Consider the following 16,733-nt stretch of genomic DNA (forward strand, 5'->3'; position numbering starts at 1 on the left):
AATAATGCACTTGCTGTAGTGATGCACGGCAGTCAGACAGATGCTTGACATCGGTTTGATTTTTATCAAGGTATTTTATAAGCATCTCGGAGAAATCGAATGGCTTTAACAAACGCAGATCGCGCAGAGATCATCGCTAAATTTGCTCGTGCTGAAAACGACACTGGTTCACCAGAAGTTCAAGTAGCTCTTTTAACTGCTCAAATCAATGACTTACAAGGTCACTTCAAAGAGCACAAACACGACCACCATAGCCGTCGCGGTCTGATCCGTATGGTTAACCAACGTCGTAAATTATTAGACTACTTAAACGGTAAAGATCACGGTCGTTATGTTGCGTTGATCGGTGCTTTAGGTTTACGTCGTTAATTCGATTTAGACTTTTATTTTCGGGTTATTGCATGCGTTGCGCTGTATGTCTGAAAACTAAAGTGTACCCGGCGTTGACCGGGTAATTAAGAAGGGGCGATTGTTTCGCTCCTTCTTTGTGTTTAAAAAACCTATATTTCTAGTGAGGTCGGCTTCTAAGCTTTGTCATTTACTTGAACCTGAGTCGTGAATGCCAAACCTTAGGGGTCTCCACTAGAATAAAATCAGGAAACAAAAATACATGTCAATGTTTAATATTATTCGTAAAGAATTCCAATATGGTCAGTACAACGTGGTACTGGAAACCGGTCGTGTTGCACGTCAGGCCAACTCGGTTTTAATCACCATGGGTGGTGTATCGGTACTGGTGGCGGTAGTTGCACAGCCAACAGCAAAAGCCGGTCAGGACTTTTTCCCACTAACCGTAAACTATCAAGAAAAGCAATACGCTGCTGGCCGTATTCCGGGTGGTTATGGCAAACGTGAAGGCCGTGCGTCTGAGGCAGAAACTTTAATTTCACGTCTTATTGATCGTCCAATTCGTCCATTGTTCCCGGAAGGTTATTACAACGAAATCCAGGTAACAGCAACAGTTGTCTCTTCTGACAAAACCATGGAAGCGGATATTGCTGCCATGTTAGGTACTTCAGCAGCACTGGCAATTGCGGGTACACCGTTCCGTGGCCCAATTGGTGCAGCACGTGTGGGTTTAATCAACGGTGAATACATCCTGAACCCGAACCACGAACAGCTGGCACAGTCTGACCTTGACCTCGTGGTTGCAGGTACAGAAGCTGCAGTACTGATGGTTGAGTCTGAAGCGAAAGAACTGTCTGAAGACCAGATGCTGGGCGCAGTGTTATTCGGTCATGACGAAATGCAAATTGCGATTCAGGCGATTAATGAATTTGCAGCAGCGGCTGGCGCAACTGAGTCAACCTGGACTGCACCAGAGAAAAATGAAGACCTTCGCGCGAAATTAAAAGAAGCGTTTGAAGCGAAAATCTCTGAAGCCTATACCATTGCAATCAAACAAGACCGTTATGCTGCTTTGGATGCATTGCAAGCAGAGGCGGTTGCGCAGTTCGTACCTGAAGAAGATGTAGATGGCATCGCAGATGACCTGAATGAACTGTTTGAAGATCTGAAATACCGCACTGTACGTGACAACATCCTGTCTGGTAAGCCGCGTATTGATGGTCGTGACACCAAAACTGTACGTGCGTTAGATGTACAGGTGGGCGTTCTTGATCGTGCTCACGGTTCTGCGCTGTTCACCCGTGGTGAAACACAGGCGTTGGTAACAACGACTCTTGGTAACACCCGTGATGCATTAATGGTTGATACCCTGGCTGGAACCAAAACTGACAACTTCATGTTGCACTACAACTTCCCGGCTTACTCGGTTGGTGAAACGGGTCGTGAGTCTGGTCCTAAACGTCGTGAAATCGGTCACGGTCGTCTGGCACGTCGTGGTGTACAAGCGGTTCTTCCAGCTGCTGACCGCTTCCCGTACGTAATCCGTATTGTATCGGACATTACTGAATCGAACGGTTCATCTTCTATGGCGTCTGTATGTGGTGCATCTCTGTCACTGATGGATGCCGGTGTTCCACTAAAAGCACCAGTTGCGGGTATTGCGATGGGTCTGGTCAAAGAAGGCGAGCGTTTCGCAGTGCTTTCTGACATCCTGGGTGACGAAGACCACCTGGGCGACATGGACTTTAAAGTTGCCGGTTCTGCCAACGGTATTACTGCGCTGCAAATGGACATCAAAATCGAAGGGATCACTGAAGAGATCATGGAAGTGGCATTGAACCAGGCTTATACCGGTCGTATGCACATCCTGAACGAAATGAACAAAGTGATTTCACGTGCACGTCCAGAAATTTCAATGCATGCGCCTACCTTCCAGGTCATTACCATCAACCCGGACAAAATCCGTGACGTGATTGGTAAAGGCGGTGCAACCATTCGTCAAATCACTGAAGAAACCAAAGCGGCAATTGATATTGAAGACAACGGTACCGTTCGCGTCTTTGGTGAAACCAAAGCAGCTGCACAAGCGGCTATTGCCAAAATTCAGGCTTTAACTGCTGAAGTTGAACCAGGCAAAATCTACGCCGGTAAAGTAATCCGTATTGTTGAATTCGGTGCCTTCGTAAACATCATGCCAGGTACAGATGGTCTGCTGCACATTTCTCAAATTTCAAATGAGCGTGTAGCCAACGTGACTGACGTACTGAAAGAAGGCCAGGAAGTGAAAGTCCAGGTTGCAGATGTCGACAACCGTGGTCGTATCAAGTTAACCATGAAAGACATTGATCAGGCTTAATTTCAGGCCCTGATGAATTGAAAAAGCCCGCTTTATGAAGCGGGCTTTTTTATGGCATGATCGCAAAATAAAATGACAGGAATGTGGATGCACGCGGATGCAACAGTATTATTTTTCCCTTCATGACACCACACAACAGTTATTTCTGCATCGGGAGCCGGCCGCCGAGGCGGAATTTATCTGGCTGGACTATACCCGGGAAGATGTACGCCAGCATCCGGAACAGTGGTAGCAACAGGTATTTCAGCACACCCAGTTGTGGCTGAATGAATATCATCTGTGAGATATTTTAAATCTGGAACATCCCTGTAATTTCGACAGTCTGGAAGATTATGACCTGCTGATTTTCCGCAAACTGATTACTCCGGATGACCAGATTCATAACTTTAATGACGAAGCGCATGAGCATGTGTTTGGCTTAAGCACCACACCGGTCAGTTTTATTCTGACCCCGCAGGTGCTTATTACGGTGAGTGAGCAGGGCAATAAAGCCATCGAAAATTATATTGCCCGTTTAGATACCATTTTAAGCCGGCCGGCTGAAGAGCAGAATAAACCAAAAAAACTGGCGACCTCGCCTCTAGATTTGGCCTTACGTTTACTGAACAGTATGGTCGATGACTATTTAAACCTGCGTCATCCTTTAACCCGCCGGGTCGAGTTTTGGCAGCGTGAGCTGTTGCAGGGCCATCGCCGTTTTAACCAGTGGCATCAGTTGCTACAGGAAAATATGGCATTTCAGCATGTGGAAAATCTGTGTGAAGAACAGATTGATACCTTGCAGGAACTGCGCGATGAAATTGTCGAAAACTATCTGCATTTAAAAGGCAAGAAACGCAGTGAAAAACAGGAAATCATGCTGGTGCGGGTAGATGACTTAAGCAGCCATGTGGCCCGCATCCAGAAACATACCTTGCGTTTAAGAAGTGCCATTCAGGCGGCCATTGACCTGCATTTTTCTGCCATTGCCAACCAGACCAATGAAAATATGCGGATTCTGGCGATTATTACCGCGGTGTTTGCACCCTTAACCCTGTTAACCGGAATTTATGGCATGAATTTCGTGATGATTCCGGGGCTGGATTCACCCTATGCCTTCTGGGTGATGCTTGGCACCATGCTTATTACCACTTTGTTGCTGCTGTATTATTTTTATCGGCGACATATGGTGGGACGCGGTGAAAAAAGCGTACTGGACATGCTTTCGCAGCGGCCGGATCGGACCCGGATGGACCTGTTCTGGTTTCTGGATTATGTGCCTGGCAAGCCATTACTGCCGGAAGGTCAGAACGCTCTTCGAGATTCTCAGCTTAAACCAAAATAATGCAGCCTTCATTTGCCTGCCCGAAAGAAAGCATCTGCTTTCTTTCGGGCAGCGTGCAGATTTCATCGCACTGCAATAAAAACCGGTTAAGGTGAAGATGAAGGATTTTGCTGGGCCTGCTGCAAAAGCTGATAAATCTGATCTTTCAGTTTTAATTTTTTGCGTTTCAGCGCCTCGATATCATCATTAATCTGATGAACCGGATCAAGCTCGAGCTGGCTGATTTTCCGGTCCAGATGTTCATGATCTTCAAACAGGCGCGCAAAATGTGGGTTGTCTTCGCGCAGTTGTTGCATTAATTCCCGAAACTCCGGGAACATGAGTTTGACCTTTTTGTTGCATTCTTTTGTTTTCATTGCGACCGTCTATTTTCCCAAAAATAAAGAGAGGGAAATACGCAGATTTCCCTGTAGAGAGTAAATGGCGTGGTGCCTAGCTTTGTCTTAAATGCAGATGTTTGACTTCTTTGCGCAAATTTTGCAGCTCATCAATCAGGTCGAGCATCATGGCGACGGCAGAAAAGCTGGCATTAAAATCACGTTGCAGGCGATAGGCCTGGCGGGCACGAGAGACATCTTCCCCAAAAAACTGGTGAATCCGTTCTTCCGGACGTGAAGGGAGAATGTCATATTCTAAAAGCTGTAATACCCATTCCGGGCTTTGACCACAAGCTTCAGCAAAATGCTCTAAATCAAAAGATACGCGCTCATCTATAATTTCAGCTTGTGGGCGACCAGACTGGGAGTTTTCGCGATATTGGATCGTGGTCATGGCTTACTCCTTTTAGCTTGAACTTGTTAAAACAAGGAAGAGCAGATGCATGGGTTGTTCTAACGTAATTTCGGGTCTATGCGCTGCGCTCTTGTTGTTTTATCTGAAGGATTAATTTTATTTAAAACCATATTTCAGCATTTGGCTGTTTTGTTTGGTATTCCTTTGTGCTTGAAACGTAGCCTTGCTTGCTTTTTCGCCATTTTGCTGGCACCAAGGACGCTCAGCAGGCCTACTTTTGGCTAATCTCCAGTTTAAATAAACTGTTTAAATTTTATTCATTATTCAGGCTTTCGAGAGGGACGGACAGAGGGTAGAGCAACTATATTGTTTCAAATTATGTCCATATCATTAAGATAAAATGAAGGCTTCCGTAGAAGCCTCTTGTAAACCTGTTGAAGAATCAGTATTTAATCCAGGTCACGCTACGACCAATCACGGAAACACCGACATAGCCGCGTAAGGTCAGGCGTTTACCGTTGGCACTTAGGCGTGCCTTGCCTTTATAGACTTTGCCGCCAATCGGGTCGAGTACACTGCCTTGCACAAACTGTAACGGGTTTTTTGGATCCTGCTTAAAGCCCCAGATAAATGGCAAGCCGATAAACGGTTTGTTTTTAAGTTGACCCGGACATTGGTGGCAAATATTCATTTTTTCTGCGCCCGGAATGTTGCGGGTTTCAACAATAATACCTTCATAGGTGCCATCTGGCTTTTTACGGATTTCGACATCGGCACGGGAATAACTGGTACGGTCATCAATTGTTTTCCATTTCCCCACCAATGGATCATTCTCTGCGAAAGATACGCCTGAAACTGTTGCCAAAAGCAATCCAGCAACAATCCCTGTAAACCCCTTTTTCATGATTATTATCCCCAACGCCATGCGCGTTATTAAAATTAGAGTAAAGTGCCTAATTTTATAGAAGAAAATACTGTTAAATCAATGAAATAATAAGTGAAAGAGATCACAATAAGATGAGAAACCACTAAATAGTTGCAACTATTGCACACGCTTGAATTCATCAGTCAGGTTATACAAAGAATGTGTGCTTGCGCTAGATGAATAAAGCGGTACGGTTTGTGTAACCCAGTCGCTTAAAAAAGATGAGTAACAGCTTGAGCGAGATTGATGCTGAGTTCAGTAAAAAGCGTGCGCTATTTGAAGCTATATCTACAGCGCAAAAAGCTTGAATAAACGTATGAAACTGAACATAAAAAAAGAGACCAAACCGTTCTCCGGTTTGATCTCTTGGTAATCTTGAATCTTGCGGCCTAGCTTAGGTGTTCACCAAACAGGCCAAGTGCTTCTTCTGCAGTAAACTGATAACGTGCATTACAGAACTGGCAATCCATCACAATCGGGTTTTGATGTTCCAAGGTTTCGCGTACTGCATTGGCCCCAATCTGGGTCAGTGCCGTAGCACAGCGTTCTTTGGAACAGGTACAGCCAAATTTAAGATGTTCAACTTCTGGCAGCCGTACTTCTTCTTCGTTGTACAGACGGTACAATACTTCCTGAACTTCCAGATCGGTCAGTTCGCTGGTTTTCAGGGTTTCGGTCAGCATGGTCAGACGTGGCCATAAATCTTCATCTACACGTTGCTGTTCTTCTTCGCTATTTCGCGGTAACAGCTGAATCAGCAAGCCGCCAGAACGCTGGTCGTTGCTGGCCAGTACAATACGGGTGGGAATTTGTGCAGATAAATCATAGTATTGCATCAGGCAGCCGGCCAGATTTGGCTTGTCTAAAGGCACAATACCCTGATAACGCTCACCAAATTCCGGTTCAATATTAATAAACAGCACCGGATTGACCAGGGTTTTGAGTACCGTGCTGCTGTCTTCAGCCTGCTGGAAATGTGGATCTGGTTCATAATCTGCCAAAGCACGAATTTCACCCAGATGATTACATTCGGCCATTGCCCATTTAAAGGTGCCGCTGGCCTGAATTTGCAGGCTAATCCGACCTTTAATTTTTAAGGTACTGGCCAGCAAAGCGGTGGCACTGAGCATTTCTCCCAAAAGGACCTGGATGGCAGGCGCATAGTCACGTTGGGCCAAAATGGTTTGCAGGGCTTCTTCAAGATGAACAATCTCACCGCGGACAGGGCTATCTTCAATAAAAAAGCGTTGGCGTAAATCAGACATAAAATTCTCCATAACCCTGCATTAATGGTGATGATATTGTAAATCACAAGTCAGTTTGATTCATTACGTGTTACATCAATATGATGGTTTTGTAGTGAACGCTTTAAATCTACACCGGTCGGGCTTTCCCGGACCTGAGCATCATTCTCGAACAGGTGCTCCAGCTCGGCCAGTGCATTGCGATGAGTTTCATAGATTTTTTGCTCATCGGTATAAATATTCTGCTGCTGGGCCAGTAATTTTTCATCATAACTGCGAAACAATTCGATACTCTTGTAAGCATCTTCTTCAGCAATACCCTGGTCGCGTAGCGCGCAATAGGCCATGCCTAAAGAAGATAAATAGGTTTCACGCCAGATGTGTTCAACGCCTAAATCCCGCAATAAATGCACATGATGGCGGTCACGGGCACGCACCAGCAGTTTGAGCTGCGGATAATTCAGGCGGATATGCCGGGCCACATTCATCGAGTCTTCAATATCATCAATGGCCAGAATAAAGGTCTTGGCATGTTCAATCCCCGCAGCACGTAAAATATCGGGCTGGGTGGCATCGCCATAATAGACTTTACCGCCATAATTGCGCACAAAATCAACTTTATCCAGGTTGCTGTCAATGGCGGTATAGGGTAGGTGCTGCAAATAGGCCACCCGTGCAATAATCTGCCCAACCCGGCCAAAACCGGCAATAATCAGCGCTGGATGCGCATCGGGAATCTGGTCATATTCCGGCGTCTTGTCCTGATTCAGACGCGGAATCACCTGGCTGGTCATGAACCAGTACAGCACCGGGGTTAGCACCATCGACAGGGTCACCATCAGGGTAATCGGCTCTAAAATGGCCTGTGCCACCACTTTTTCTGTTAAGGCAACCTGTAACACCACAAAGGCAAATTCACCGCCTTGCGCCAGACAGGTGGCCAGTAGCAAACTGTTTTGCCAGGAATATTTAAAATACCGGGCAATTGCGGTCAGGGAAATAAATTTCACCAACAGCAGTATTAAGGCGCCGCCGAGAATGAACAGTGGACTGTCGATCAGCAGGGACATCTGAGTGGTCATCCCCACGGTCATGAAAAATAGGCCGAGCAATAGTCCTTTAAACGGTGCAATACTGGCTTCCAGTTCATGTCGGAATTCGGAATCGGCCAGTAGCACCCCGGTCAGGAAGGCGCCAAGCGTGGTGCTAATCCCCAAGACATCCATCAGGCAGACCACGGCCAGCACAATAAACAGGCCGACCGCGGTAATCAGCTCATGCGCGCCGGTTTTGGCAACAAAACGGAAAAACGGGCGCATGAGATAACGGCTAAATAAAAACAGCCCGCTAAAGGTGGCTAAAATCGCGGCGAAATAGGCCAGCCCATGATGAGTCGATTCAGTACCGGCCAGCAAGGGAATAATTGCAATTAATGGAATGGCGGCGATATCCTGAAATAGCAGAATTGAAAAAGACTGCTGGCCATAACTGCTGTTCAGTTGCTGTTTTTCATTCAAGAGTTGCAGCACAAAGGCGGTTGAGGACAGGGCCAGGGCAAAACCAATAATCAGGCTGGCGGCAATCTGCTGCTGCAAACTGAAAAACACCAGAATCGCCAGTAACAGGCCAGTGACGGCCACCTGCGCGCTGCCCATGACAAAAATCGACTGACGCATTTGCCAGAGCCGCTGGGGTCTGAGTTCCAGACCAATAATGAACATCAGTAAAATGACGCCAAATTCAGCCAGTTCCTGAATGGCTTCCGGGTCGCTGGCGATATTGAACACACTCGGGCCCAATAAAATACCGGTAAACAGATAGCCGAGTACGGTGGCAATCCCAAAACGCTTGAGCAGCGGAACCAGTAATAAAGAGGCACCCAGAAACAGGGTGATTTGCAGCAGTAACGACATCGACAATCCTAGGAGTTATGGTGCCCTCAGGCTGCAGCCAAAGTCAGTGGTTAACTGAATTCCTGAGGGTCTATATCTAAGCTAAGTTTCATATTTGATGGCTTGTGATGCAACATATTTTGCCACCATGCACGTAGATAAAAATGTAAACGGGCGCGATCTTGCGACAACAGCACCAGATGCGCCTGATAGCGGCCGGCCTTGCGTTCCATTGGCGCCGGAATCGGTCCCCAGATATCAATTAACTGTTCAGAATTTTCTCGCAGCCACTGGGCATGTTGCTGTAAAAACTGCTGGTTCTGCTCCTGACTTTTGGATTCGCAGCGAATCAGGGCGGTATAGCGAAACGGGGGCAGCAGGGCGGCCTGACGTTCTTTTAAGGTTTGCCGGGCAAAGGCACGATAATCCTGCTCGACCAGGGTGCTCAGCAGCGGATGATCAGGACGCAGGGTCTGTAAATAGACATCGCCTTTATGTTCACCGCGGCCGGCACGACCGGCCACCTGCACAATCAGCTGCGCAGTCCGCTCTGGCGCCCGGATATCAACACTTAACAGGCCGGCATCAATATCCAAAATCGCCACTAGAGTCACATAAGGAAAATGGTGCCCTTTGGCCAGCATTTGGGTGCCGAGCAGAATCAGCGGCTGGCTGGTTTGAATGCGGTCATAAATTTTTTGCCAGCTGCCGACGCGGCTGGTGGAATCGCGGTCCACCCGCACCACATCGTAATCTGGGAACAGCTGTTGCAGGTTTTCTTCAACCTTGGCTGTGCCCATGCCCAGGGTTTTCAGTTCATTATGCTGGCACTGCGGGCATTGCTCCGGCTTGCGTTGAATGGTGCCACAATGATGACAATGCAGATGGGTATATGGACTATGATGCAGGGTAAAGTTGGCATCACAGTGTGGGCATTGTGCCTGCCAGCCGCAGCTGTCACAGACCAGCACCGGTGCATAACCACGGCGGTTTAAGAAAATCAGCACCTGTTCTTTTTTCTGCAGGCGTTTTTTGATTTCCTGAATCAGCAGCAGGCTTAGACCTTGCTGCTTTTGCGCAACTTTTAAATCAATGATGTGAATTTTCGGCATCAGTGCCGGGCCGGCACGCTGGTTCAGTTCCAGACGGATCATTTTACCCTGTTCCGTTAAGGCATAGCTGTCAATGCTGGGCGTGGCCGAACCGAGAATCACCGGGCAGTGTTCTAAATGAGCACGGTATAAGGCCACATCGCGGGCATGGTAACGAAAGCCTTCCTGCTGTTTAAATGACAGGTCGTGTTCTTCATCCAGAATAATCAGCCCCAGATTGGGCAGCGGGGTATAAATTGCCGAGCGTGTACCAAGAATAATCGAAGCCTTGCCAGTCTGGGCGGCCTGCCAGGCCTGCAGACGTTTGCTGTCATTTAAACCGGAATGCAGCAGCGCAATATGACAGTGAAAACGTGACTGGAAGCGGCTAATGGTTTGAGGAGTCAGGCCAATTTCCGGCACCAGCACCAATACCTGTTTACCCTGTTTTAGCACTTCCTGCATGATCTGCAGATAGACTTCGGTTTTACCACTACCGGTCAGACCATCGAGTAAAAAGGCCTGATAACGATGCTGCGCTTTCAGTACGGTTTCAATGGCCCGTTTCTGGTCACTGTTCGGGGTTAACGGCATTTGCGCCAGCGTCATTGGCACCGGGCTAAAATCCTGCTGCTCCAGATCGCAATAGCAAATCTGCTTTTTTTCCAGCGCTTTTAAGGTTGCAGTTTCAATACCGGCCAGATTCAGGATATTTTCTGAAGTCCCGCTCGGATGCAGCTTCAGGACTTTATAGGCCTCCTGCTGCTTCTCGGAGCGCTTCAGTTTGGCTTCGGCCTGATCATCCAGTAGTTTCCACATTCGTGCCAGTAAATTATACGGGCGTCCCTGACGTAACAGGCTGGGCAGGGCGCTATGCATCACTTCGCCAATCGGAAACTGATAATACTGCGCCGACCATGTCAACAAAGTTAAAACTTTCTGATCTAGAATCGGCTGCTGGTCGAGCAGCTCGCTAATGGCTTTCAGTTTAATCTTGGGGTCAAGCGGATGATCGGGCGGGAGTTTTTCAATAATGATGCCCACCAGATTCTGCCGGCCAAAGGACACCAGCACCCGCGCGCCAACGGCAGCCTGCTGATATTCAGCCGCACTGAGCATATAGTCAAACCCGTCATACAGATAGACCGGAACAGCTACACGAACACGGTAGATGGGGGCGGGATGGACGGGCGAATTTGGCATAACAGCGGGTCTGCTTCCTGATGAAAATGTCGTCGTGCTCGATCTGGAGTTATGATAGAGTGAGCAAATAATTTATATCTCAGAATATGAATGATTTTGGTGGTGAGACGCAACTGCGTTGAATAATTTTTTGGAAAATTAGAGCATTACAATGCCTGCATATCAGTTTACAGCCCTTGATGCATCAGGAAAGCAGCAAAAAGGGGTTTTAGAAGGGGATTCTGCACGGCAGATTCGTCAGCAATTGCGTGACAAGGCCCTTATCCCGATTAGCGTTGATCCGGTAGAACAAAAACAGAAGCATCAGGCCCAGCGCTGGTTCCAGAAAAAAATGACCGCTTATGATCTGGCCTTAATGACCCGGCAGCTGTCGGTACTGGTGGCCGCAGCCATTCCGCTGGAAGAAGCCTTGCGCGCCGTGGCCAAGCAAAGTGAAAAAGTCCATGTGCAGAATTTATTGCTGTCGGTACGCTCCAAGGTTTTAGAAGGATATTCACTGGCCAATGCCTTGCAGCAGTCGGGGCATTTTCCGGATTTATATATTGCCACCATTGCCGCCGGGGAACGTTCTGGACATCTGGATTTAATTTTGGACCAGCTGTCGGACTACACCGAAAACCGCTTTGCCATGCAGAAAAAAGTGCAGGGCGCGATGATTTATCCGATTATTTTAATGCTGATGTCTTTTGCCATTGTGATGGGGCTGATGACCTATGTGGTGCCGGATATTGTCAAAACCTTTGATCAGGACAAAGGCGCCTTGCCGTGGATTACCGTGGTGTTAATGCAAGCCAGTGATTTTATCCGTCTGGCCTGGCCCTTTTTGCTGGTCGGGACGATTCTGGGCATCTTCCTGTTGGTTCGCTTTTTAAAAACCTCGGCCGGCCATTATGCATTTGATCGTTTAACCCTCAAACTGCCACTATTTGGTAAACTGTCACGTGGTATAAATGCAGCACGTTTTGCCAGCACCCTGTCGATTCTGACCCAGTCCGGTGTGCCATTGGTTGATGCCTTAAAAATTGGCGCTGCGGTCAGCAGTAACTGGGTGATCCGTGATTCGGTCAATCTGGCGGCCGAGAAAGTCACCGAAGGAGGGAACTTGGGCACCCAGCTGGAGCGCAGTGGTTATTTCCCGCCGATGATGGTACAAATGATTAAAAGTGGTGAAGCATCGGGTGAACTCGACCGGATGCTGGAGCGCGCATCGACCATGCAGGATCGGGAGGTGACCACGCTCATTTCGACCTTACTGGCACTACTGGAGCCCTTAATGCTGGTGCTGATGGCCAGTATTGTGCTGGTGATTGTGATTGCGGTGATGCTGCCTATTGTCAATATCAATAATATGATTTAAATCGAGACCCATTGAAGATAACAAATGATGAAAGATTCAAGAGAGAACCTGATGCAACGGAAATCCTATTCGAATAAACAGGCCGGTTTTACCCTCATTGAAGTAATGGTGGTGATTGTCATTTTAGGCGTGCTGGCGGCGCTGATTGTCCCGAACGTGATGGGCCGTGGTGAAAAAGCCAAAGTCGATACCACCGCAATTACCTTAAAAGGTGTGGCTGGTGCGCTGGATCAATACAAGCTGGACAATGGCCGTTATCCGTCCATGCAGGATGGTGGTTTAGATGCGCTGGTCAATCAGCCCGCGTCAGCTAAAAACTGGTTGCCAGGTGGTTATGTCAAAGGCGGTTATCCAAAAGACAGCTGGGACAATGACATTCAATATGTAATTCCAGGCTCTGAAGGCCGTGCTTTTGATCTGTATTCTTTTGGTGCAGATGGTCAGCAGGGCGGTGAAGGGACCGATGCCGATATTTATTATCAGCCTTAAGCCGGCTTGATTATAAATGCCGTGATGGAATATATCACTTCACCTGATTGGACTATTCAATTAAAGGTGAAGTGATAATAGCTCTTAATTATAAAAAATATACTAATATCTTGATAAATATAGATTTAAGATAATCTTCCAGATTTGAGATTCATAATAAGAATTATTCCCAACAGTACTGATTACAATAATCCCGGGAATGTGGAGCAATATCATCTATTTATTTCATTAAAACCGTTCATAATAAGTCAAAAGGCACATATTTGTCTGGAGGATGGTATGAAAGCATTAATTTTGTCGGATGAAATTAACCAGTTTCACTGGACGATGCTGAAGTCTGTTCTGCTGATTTTAAGCCTGCTTCCCTTGAGTCAGGGCTTTTTGCATCTCTGGCAAAGCACCGAAGGCAGCAGCCAGATTATGGTAGGTTTCTTCGCCCTGAGCCTGATGAGCTCGTGCTTGCTCTTAAGTTTCTGGTCGGCGCTACAAGCCACTGTTTTAAAACTAGAGCCAGAACAGGCCTCTTGCTTTGAACAGGCGGTGGTAAAAGTCTATCGTTATCTGCCGATGCTCTCTCTAGCGGCGATGCTGTCCTATCTGGTGACCCAGCTTTAAATATAGACAATAAAAAAACCGAGGATTATGCCTCGGTTTTTTTATTACGCCTCCCTTTTACAAAGGGTGAGAAGCACTGCTTCGCAAGGGAGGGATTTATAAAATTAATCCCCCTTTGATAAAGGGGGACTCCATAGGCGAATTATCTTCTCGACTTAAAGCTGACATCCACTTTACGTGGACGATAGATCCAGCCCAAAACCAGCAACAGGAAGGAGAAGATCAGCACCGGCCAATCACTAAGGCGAGTGTACAAGGTCTGGCCCTGCATTGCCGGTAATTCACCGCGTAGCACTGCTTCCTGATCAATCGGGGCCTGCTGCACAATATGGCCTTGATGGTCAATAAAAGCGGTCACGCCGGTATTGGTGGCCCGAATAAACCAGCGGCCATTTTCTTTGGCACGCATCTGCACCATCTGTAAATGCTGCCACGGGCCGGCTGTACCGGTAAACCAGGCATCATTGGATACAGTCACCAGAAAATCACTCTGGCTGGCATTACGACGGGTCAGATTCGGATAGGCCACTTCATAACAGATGGCTGCACCCAACGGCGAGTTGTGAATCATCAAGGGCTTTTGTTCTTTGGCACCGCGCGAAAAACCACTCATGGATGGATCATTCTGCAAGGCCGGCAAGACCCAGCTTAACAGGCCGGATAAAGGAATATATTCACCAAATGGCACCAGGCGCTGTTTCTTGTATAAGCCTTCTGAATCTGTACCGGTGGCCATAATACTGTTGTAGTACATCGGCTGGCCATTTTGCTGAGATTCAGGCAGGTCCCAATACGGAATACCGGTGACCCAGGCACTTCCGGATTTTTCTGCCTCGGTTTTCATGGCGGCTAAAAACGGTTCGATATCGGTCTGGAACATTGGAATGGAAGATTCCGGCCAGACAATCAGGTCGCGGCCCCATTCGGTGCGGGTCAGTTCGCTGTAGATCAGCAGGGTTTTCAGTTGATATTCGGTCAGCCATTTCAGGTCTTGCGGAATATTGCCCTGAATCAAGGATACGGACAGCGGCGGTTCATCTTTCTCGCTGACAAAGTTGAGCTGGGAAGCACCCCAGGCTCCGGCCAGGAGCAGCAATGACGGCACTAGCCAGAAGATGCGTTTATTCAGGATTTCCACCAGCGCACAGGCCAGAATAATGGCCACAAACGACACCCCGAACACCCCGAATAAAGGCGCATAGCTGTCCAGAAAACGCTCGGTAAAGGCATAGCCGACAAATAGCCACGGGAAACCGGTAAATACCCAGGTTTTGGCCCATTCAAAGAACACCCACAGCGGCGCAAAAGTTAGGGGGGTTTCCGGGAAGAAGCGGCGATACAGCCAGGTTTGAATGGCGGTAAATAGCCCCATGGCCAAGGCCATAATCGCAATCATCAGCACGCTTAAAATAGACGGGGTATCTCCATAGACATGAATGGAGGTATATAGCCAGAATGCACCGACAAACCACAGGCCAATACCGTAGGCCCAACCAATAAAAAAGGCCTGTTTGGCAGAGCGCTGACGTAAAACCGCATAAAGCAAAGCTGGAGACAGCAGGGCAATCCACCAGTAATAATACGGTGCCAGGGCAAAACTGAAAATGGCACCTGCGATTAAGGCAATCAGCAGGGGATAAACTAGCGGGAGCTGTTTGTGTTGTTGGGATGAATCTAACAGCTTGGTGAAATAAGTCCTCATTGACGTACAGCTCGAATCAGATGAATAGTGCGCGCATCTGCTTCAAGAATCTTAAACTGCCAATCCCCAATTTCAATAATTTGACCTTGCAGATCACTCACCAATCCAATTTCCTGAAGCAGTAAACCGCCGACAGTTTCTACTTCATCGTCAGAAAAATCAGCATCTAAAACATTGTTAAAGTGTTCAATTGGTGTAAGTGCCTGTACCAGCCAGGTGTTGGCGGTCTGCGGATCATGATCGGGCACAATGTATTGTGCTTCGGCATCGGCCTGATCATGCTCATCTTCAATTTCACCGACAATTTCTTCCAGAATATCCTCTAGGGTTACCAGTCCTGAAGTGCTGCCATATTCATCAATTACAATGGCAATATGGGTCTGGGTATTTTTCAGCATACGCAGGACCTGATCGGAACGCGCACTTTCTGGCACAAACAGTGGCTGACGCATCAGTGCCCGGATATCGACCTTCGGCGTTGGTTCGGTCAGAAAGGGCAACAAGTCTTTGGCCAGCAGAATGCCCACTACATTGTCAGGCTGGTCTGAAGAGAAGACCGGAAAGCGTGAATGGGCCGACTCGACCAGTACATGCAGAATATCCAGCAGCTCATCATCTTCCTGCAAGCTGATCATGGAAGTGCGCGGGGTCATAACCTCACGGATTTTGGTGGCCGGCAAATCCAGCACACCTTCCAGCATTGCCACAGTATCGGGTTCTAAAAAACGACGTGAATCTTGTACTAATTTTAGCAATTCATCGCGGGTTTCCGGTGCAGTACCTAACCATTTACGTAAGCCACGCATACCCCACGATGGGCCTGATTCCTCGTGCATGATCCTTCCTAAAGACTCGTTGTATCTAAAAAACTTGATTTAATCATACCGCAGAAAATACAGTTGTCTATTGTTTATCGACTTTCGCTGAAACAATGAATTTGATGATTTATCAGGCGGATAAAGCCAGCTTGCGGCATCAGTGGTTTTGCTGGCTTTGTGTTAGAATAGAAAAATTGTATCTCGCCGAGTTTTATTATGTCTGATTCATCCATTACCCCTGCCATTCAGCTAAATACGCGCGGTCTGCGTTGCCCTGAACCAGTGATGATGTTGCATCAAGCTATTCGTAAATCTAAATCGGGCGATGTGGTGGAGATTTTTGCCACCGACAATTCTACTTCGTGGGATATTCCAAAATTCTGTATGCATTTGGGCCATGAGCTGCTGTTACAGGAAGAAGTGCTGGATGCTGCCGGTAATAAAGAATTTCATTATCTGGTCAAAAAAGGCTAGGTCATCCTCCGACAATGCCGCGGTTTTAAAGGCTATGCTTTTTATCGGATAGTTACATATTGATAAACAAGCGGCCGGGTTGAAGCGATGTTTTATGTGGTTATTTTGTATAAAATAGCCACACTTTTTTTTAGCTATTTATTACAGAACAATGATGCCAAGC

General features: G+C 47.4%; 14 protein-coding genes and 1 pseudogene. 7 read left to right on the forward strand and 8 right to left on the reverse strand.

Going from position 1 to position 16,733, the window contains the following annotated elements; translation table 11 throughout:
• The first annotated feature begins 99 nt into the window (after nt 1-99).
• The 3 genes and pseudogenes from rpsO to FTT68_RS07695 all read left to right on the forward strand — a co-directional run bounded on the left by rpsO (nt 100) and on the right by FTT68_RS07695 (nt 4,028).
• Nucleotides 100-369 (forward strand): 30S ribosomal protein S15, encoded by a 270-nt coding sequence (gene rpsO, locus FTT68_RS07685; RefSeq protein ID WP_004637724.1) that lies wholly within the window; start codon nt 100-102, stop codon nt 367-369.
• A 247-nt stretch (nt 370-616) separates the two neighbouring features.
• A complete protein-coding gene (gene pnp, locus FTT68_RS07690) occupies nt 617-2,704 on the forward strand; it encodes a polyribonucleotide nucleotidyltransferase (protein WP_171065134.1) in 2,088 nt (695 codons plus the stop codon).
• Nucleotides 2,705-2,801: 97 nt separating this feature from the next.
• Nucleotides 2,802-4,028: pseudogene (locus tag FTT68_RS07695) on the forward strand (magnesium transporter CorA family protein).
• Nucleotides 4,029-4,114: 86 nt separating this feature from the next.
• Here the strand turns inward: FTT68_RS07695 and FTT68_RS07700 are convergent.
• From FTT68_RS07700 to FTT68_RS07725, 6 genes are all read right to left on the reverse strand, one after another.
• Entirely contained in the window at nt 4,115-4,384 is a 270-nt protein-coding gene (locus FTT68_RS07700; RefSeq protein ID WP_034598128.1) for a YdcH family protein, read from the reverse strand.
• Nucleotides 4,385-4,460: 76 nt separating this feature from the next.
• The gene (locus tag FTT68_RS07705; RefSeq protein ID WP_005181858.1) at nt 4,461-4,799 is read right to left on the reverse strand and encodes a chaperone modulator CbpM; all 339 of its coding nucleotides are present in this window, start codon (nt 4,797-4,799) and stop codon (nt 4,461-4,463) included.
• 403 nt (nt 4,800-5,202) lie between these two features.
• Nucleotides 5,203-5,664: a DUF2147 domain-containing protein gene (locus FTT68_RS07710; protein ID WP_005181860.1), complete on the reverse strand. Its 462-nt coding sequence runs from the start codon at nt 5,662-5,664 to the stop codon at nt 5,203-5,205.
• Between the two features lie 410 nt (nt 5,665-6,074).
• Nucleotides 6,075-6,950 carry an Hsp33 family molecular chaperone HslO gene (locus tag FTT68_RS07715; RefSeq protein WP_005181862.1) on the reverse strand — a complete coding sequence of 292 codons (876 nt, stop codon included), beginning with the start codon at nt 6,948-6,950 and terminating at the stop codon, nt 6,075-6,077.
• Nucleotides 6,951-7,000: 50 nt separating this feature from the next.
• Nucleotides 7,001-8,842 (reverse strand): monovalent cation:proton antiporter-2 (CPA2) family protein, encoded by a 1,842-nt coding sequence (locus FTT68_RS07720; protein WP_180006875.1) that lies wholly within the window; start codon nt 8,840-8,842, stop codon nt 7,001-7,003.
• Nucleotides 8,843-8,892: 50 nt separating this feature from the next.
• Nucleotides 8,893-11,115, reverse strand: a complete 2,223-nt coding sequence (locus FTT68_RS07725; RefSeq protein ID WP_005181868.1) for a primosomal protein N' — start codon at nt 11,113-11,115, stop codon at nt 8,893-8,895.
• Between the two features lie 151 nt (nt 11,116-11,266).
• Here FTT68_RS07725 and gspF point away from each other — a divergent pair, with 151 nt between their 5' ends.
• The 3 genes from gspF (at nt 11,267) to FTT68_RS07740 (ending at nt 13,576) form a co-directional block, all read left to right on the forward strand.
• Nucleotides 11,267-12,472 (forward strand): type II secretion system inner membrane protein GspF, encoded by a 1,206-nt coding sequence (gspF, locus tag FTT68_RS07730; protein WP_180083882.1) that lies wholly within the window; start codon nt 11,267-11,269, stop codon nt 12,470-12,472.
• Between the two features lie 51 nt (nt 12,473-12,523).
• Nucleotides 12,524-12,961, forward strand: coding sequence for a type II secretion system major pseudopilin GspG (gene gspG / locus FTT68_RS07735; protein WP_005181871.1), 438 nt, complete (start codon nt 12,524-12,526; stop codon nt 12,959-12,961).
• Nucleotides 12,962-13,240: 279 nt separating this feature from the next.
• The gene (locus tag FTT68_RS07740) at nt 13,241-13,576 is read left to right on the forward strand and encodes a hypothetical protein (RefSeq protein ID WP_045795389.1); all 336 of its coding nucleotides are present in this window, start codon (nt 13,241-13,243) and stop codon (nt 13,574-13,576) included.
• Between the two features lie 142 nt (nt 13,577-13,718).
• Here FTT68_RS07740 and lnt read toward each other — a convergent pair whose 3' ends face one another.
• Nucleotides 13,719-15,278 carry an apolipoprotein N-acyltransferase gene (lnt, locus tag FTT68_RS07745; RefSeq protein WP_104490232.1) on the reverse strand — a complete coding sequence of 520 codons (1,560 nt, stop codon included), beginning with the start codon at nt 15,276-15,278 and terminating at the stop codon, nt 13,719-13,721.
• Nucleotides 15,275-16,114, reverse strand: coding sequence for an HlyC/CorC family transporter (locus FTT68_RS07750; protein WP_005181878.1), 840 nt, complete (start codon nt 16,112-16,114; stop codon nt 15,275-15,277). Before FTT68_RS07750 ends, lnt begins: the two co-directional genes overlap by 4 nt.
• A gap of 198 nt (nt 16,115-16,312) precedes the next feature.
• On the opposite strand from FTT68_RS07750, the gene tusA reads away from it, so the two are divergent.
• A complete protein-coding gene (gene tusA, locus FTT68_RS07755; RefSeq protein WP_005181880.1) occupies nt 16,313-16,570 on the forward strand; it encodes a sulfurtransferase TusA in 258 nt (85 codons plus the stop codon).
• Nucleotides 16,571-16,733: the final 163 nt, after the last annotated feature.

The sequence above is a fragment of the Acinetobacter sp. Q85-2 genome (assembly GCF_013420555.1).
GTDB lineage: Bacteria > Pseudomonadota > Gammaproteobacteria > Pseudomonadales > Moraxellaceae > Acinetobacter > Acinetobacter indicus.

What these genes read in the sequence shown, in the direction of transcription:
- tusA (WP_005181880.1), top strand. Translation starts at nt 16,313, where the DNA reads ATGTCTGATTCATCCATTACCCCTGCCATTCAGCTAAATACGCGCGGT.
- FTT68_RS07715 (WP_005181862.1), bottom strand. Translation starts at nt 6,950, where the DNA reads ATGTCTGATTTACGCCAACGCTTTTTTATTGAAGATAGCCCTGTCCGC.
- FTT68_RS07740 (WP_045795389.1), top strand. Translation starts at nt 13,241, where the DNA reads ATGAAAGCATTAATTTTGTCGGATGAAATTAACCAGTTTCACTGGACG.
- FTT68_RS07725 (WP_005181868.1), bottom strand. Translation starts at nt 11,115, where the DNA reads ATGCCAAATTCGCCCGTCCATCCCGCCCCCATCTACCGTGTTCGTGTA.
- FTT68_RS07700 (WP_034598128.1), bottom strand. Translation starts at nt 4,384, where the DNA reads ATGAAAACAAAAGAATGCAACAAAAAGGTCAAACTCATGTTCCCGGAG.
- FTT68_RS07750 (WP_005181878.1), bottom strand. Translation starts at nt 16,114, where the DNA reads ATGCACGAGGAATCAGGCCCATCGTGGGGTATGCGTGGCTTACGTAAA.
- FTT68_RS07710 (WP_005181860.1), bottom strand. Translation starts at nt 5,664, where the DNA reads ATGAAAAAGGGGTTTACAGGGATTGTTGCTGGATTGCTTTTGGCAACA.
- lnt (WP_104490232.1), bottom strand. Translation starts at nt 15,278, where the DNA reads ATGAGGACTTATTTCACCAAGCTGTTAGATTCATCCCAACAACACAAA.
- gspF (WP_180083882.1), top strand. Translation starts at nt 11,267, where the DNA reads ATGCCTGCATATCAGTTTACAGCCCTTGATGCATCAGGAAAGCAGCAA.
- pnp (WP_171065134.1), top strand. Translation starts at nt 617, where the DNA reads ATGTTTAATATTATTCGTAAAGAATTCCAATATGGTCAGTACAACGTG.
- FTT68_RS07705 (WP_005181858.1), bottom strand. Translation starts at nt 4,799, where the DNA reads ATGACCACGATCCAATATCGCGAAAACTCCCAGTCTGGTCGCCCACAA.
- gspG (WP_005181871.1), top strand. Translation starts at nt 12,524, where the DNA reads ATGCAACGGAAATCCTATTCGAATAAACAGGCCGGTTTTACCCTCATT.
- rpsO (WP_004637724.1), top strand. Translation starts at nt 100, where the DNA reads ATGGCTTTAACAAACGCAGATCGCGCAGAGATCATCGCTAAATTTGCT.
- FTT68_RS07720 (WP_180006875.1), bottom strand. Translation starts at nt 8,842, where the DNA reads ATGTCGTTACTGCTGCAAATCACCCTGTTTCTGGGTGCCTCTTTATTA.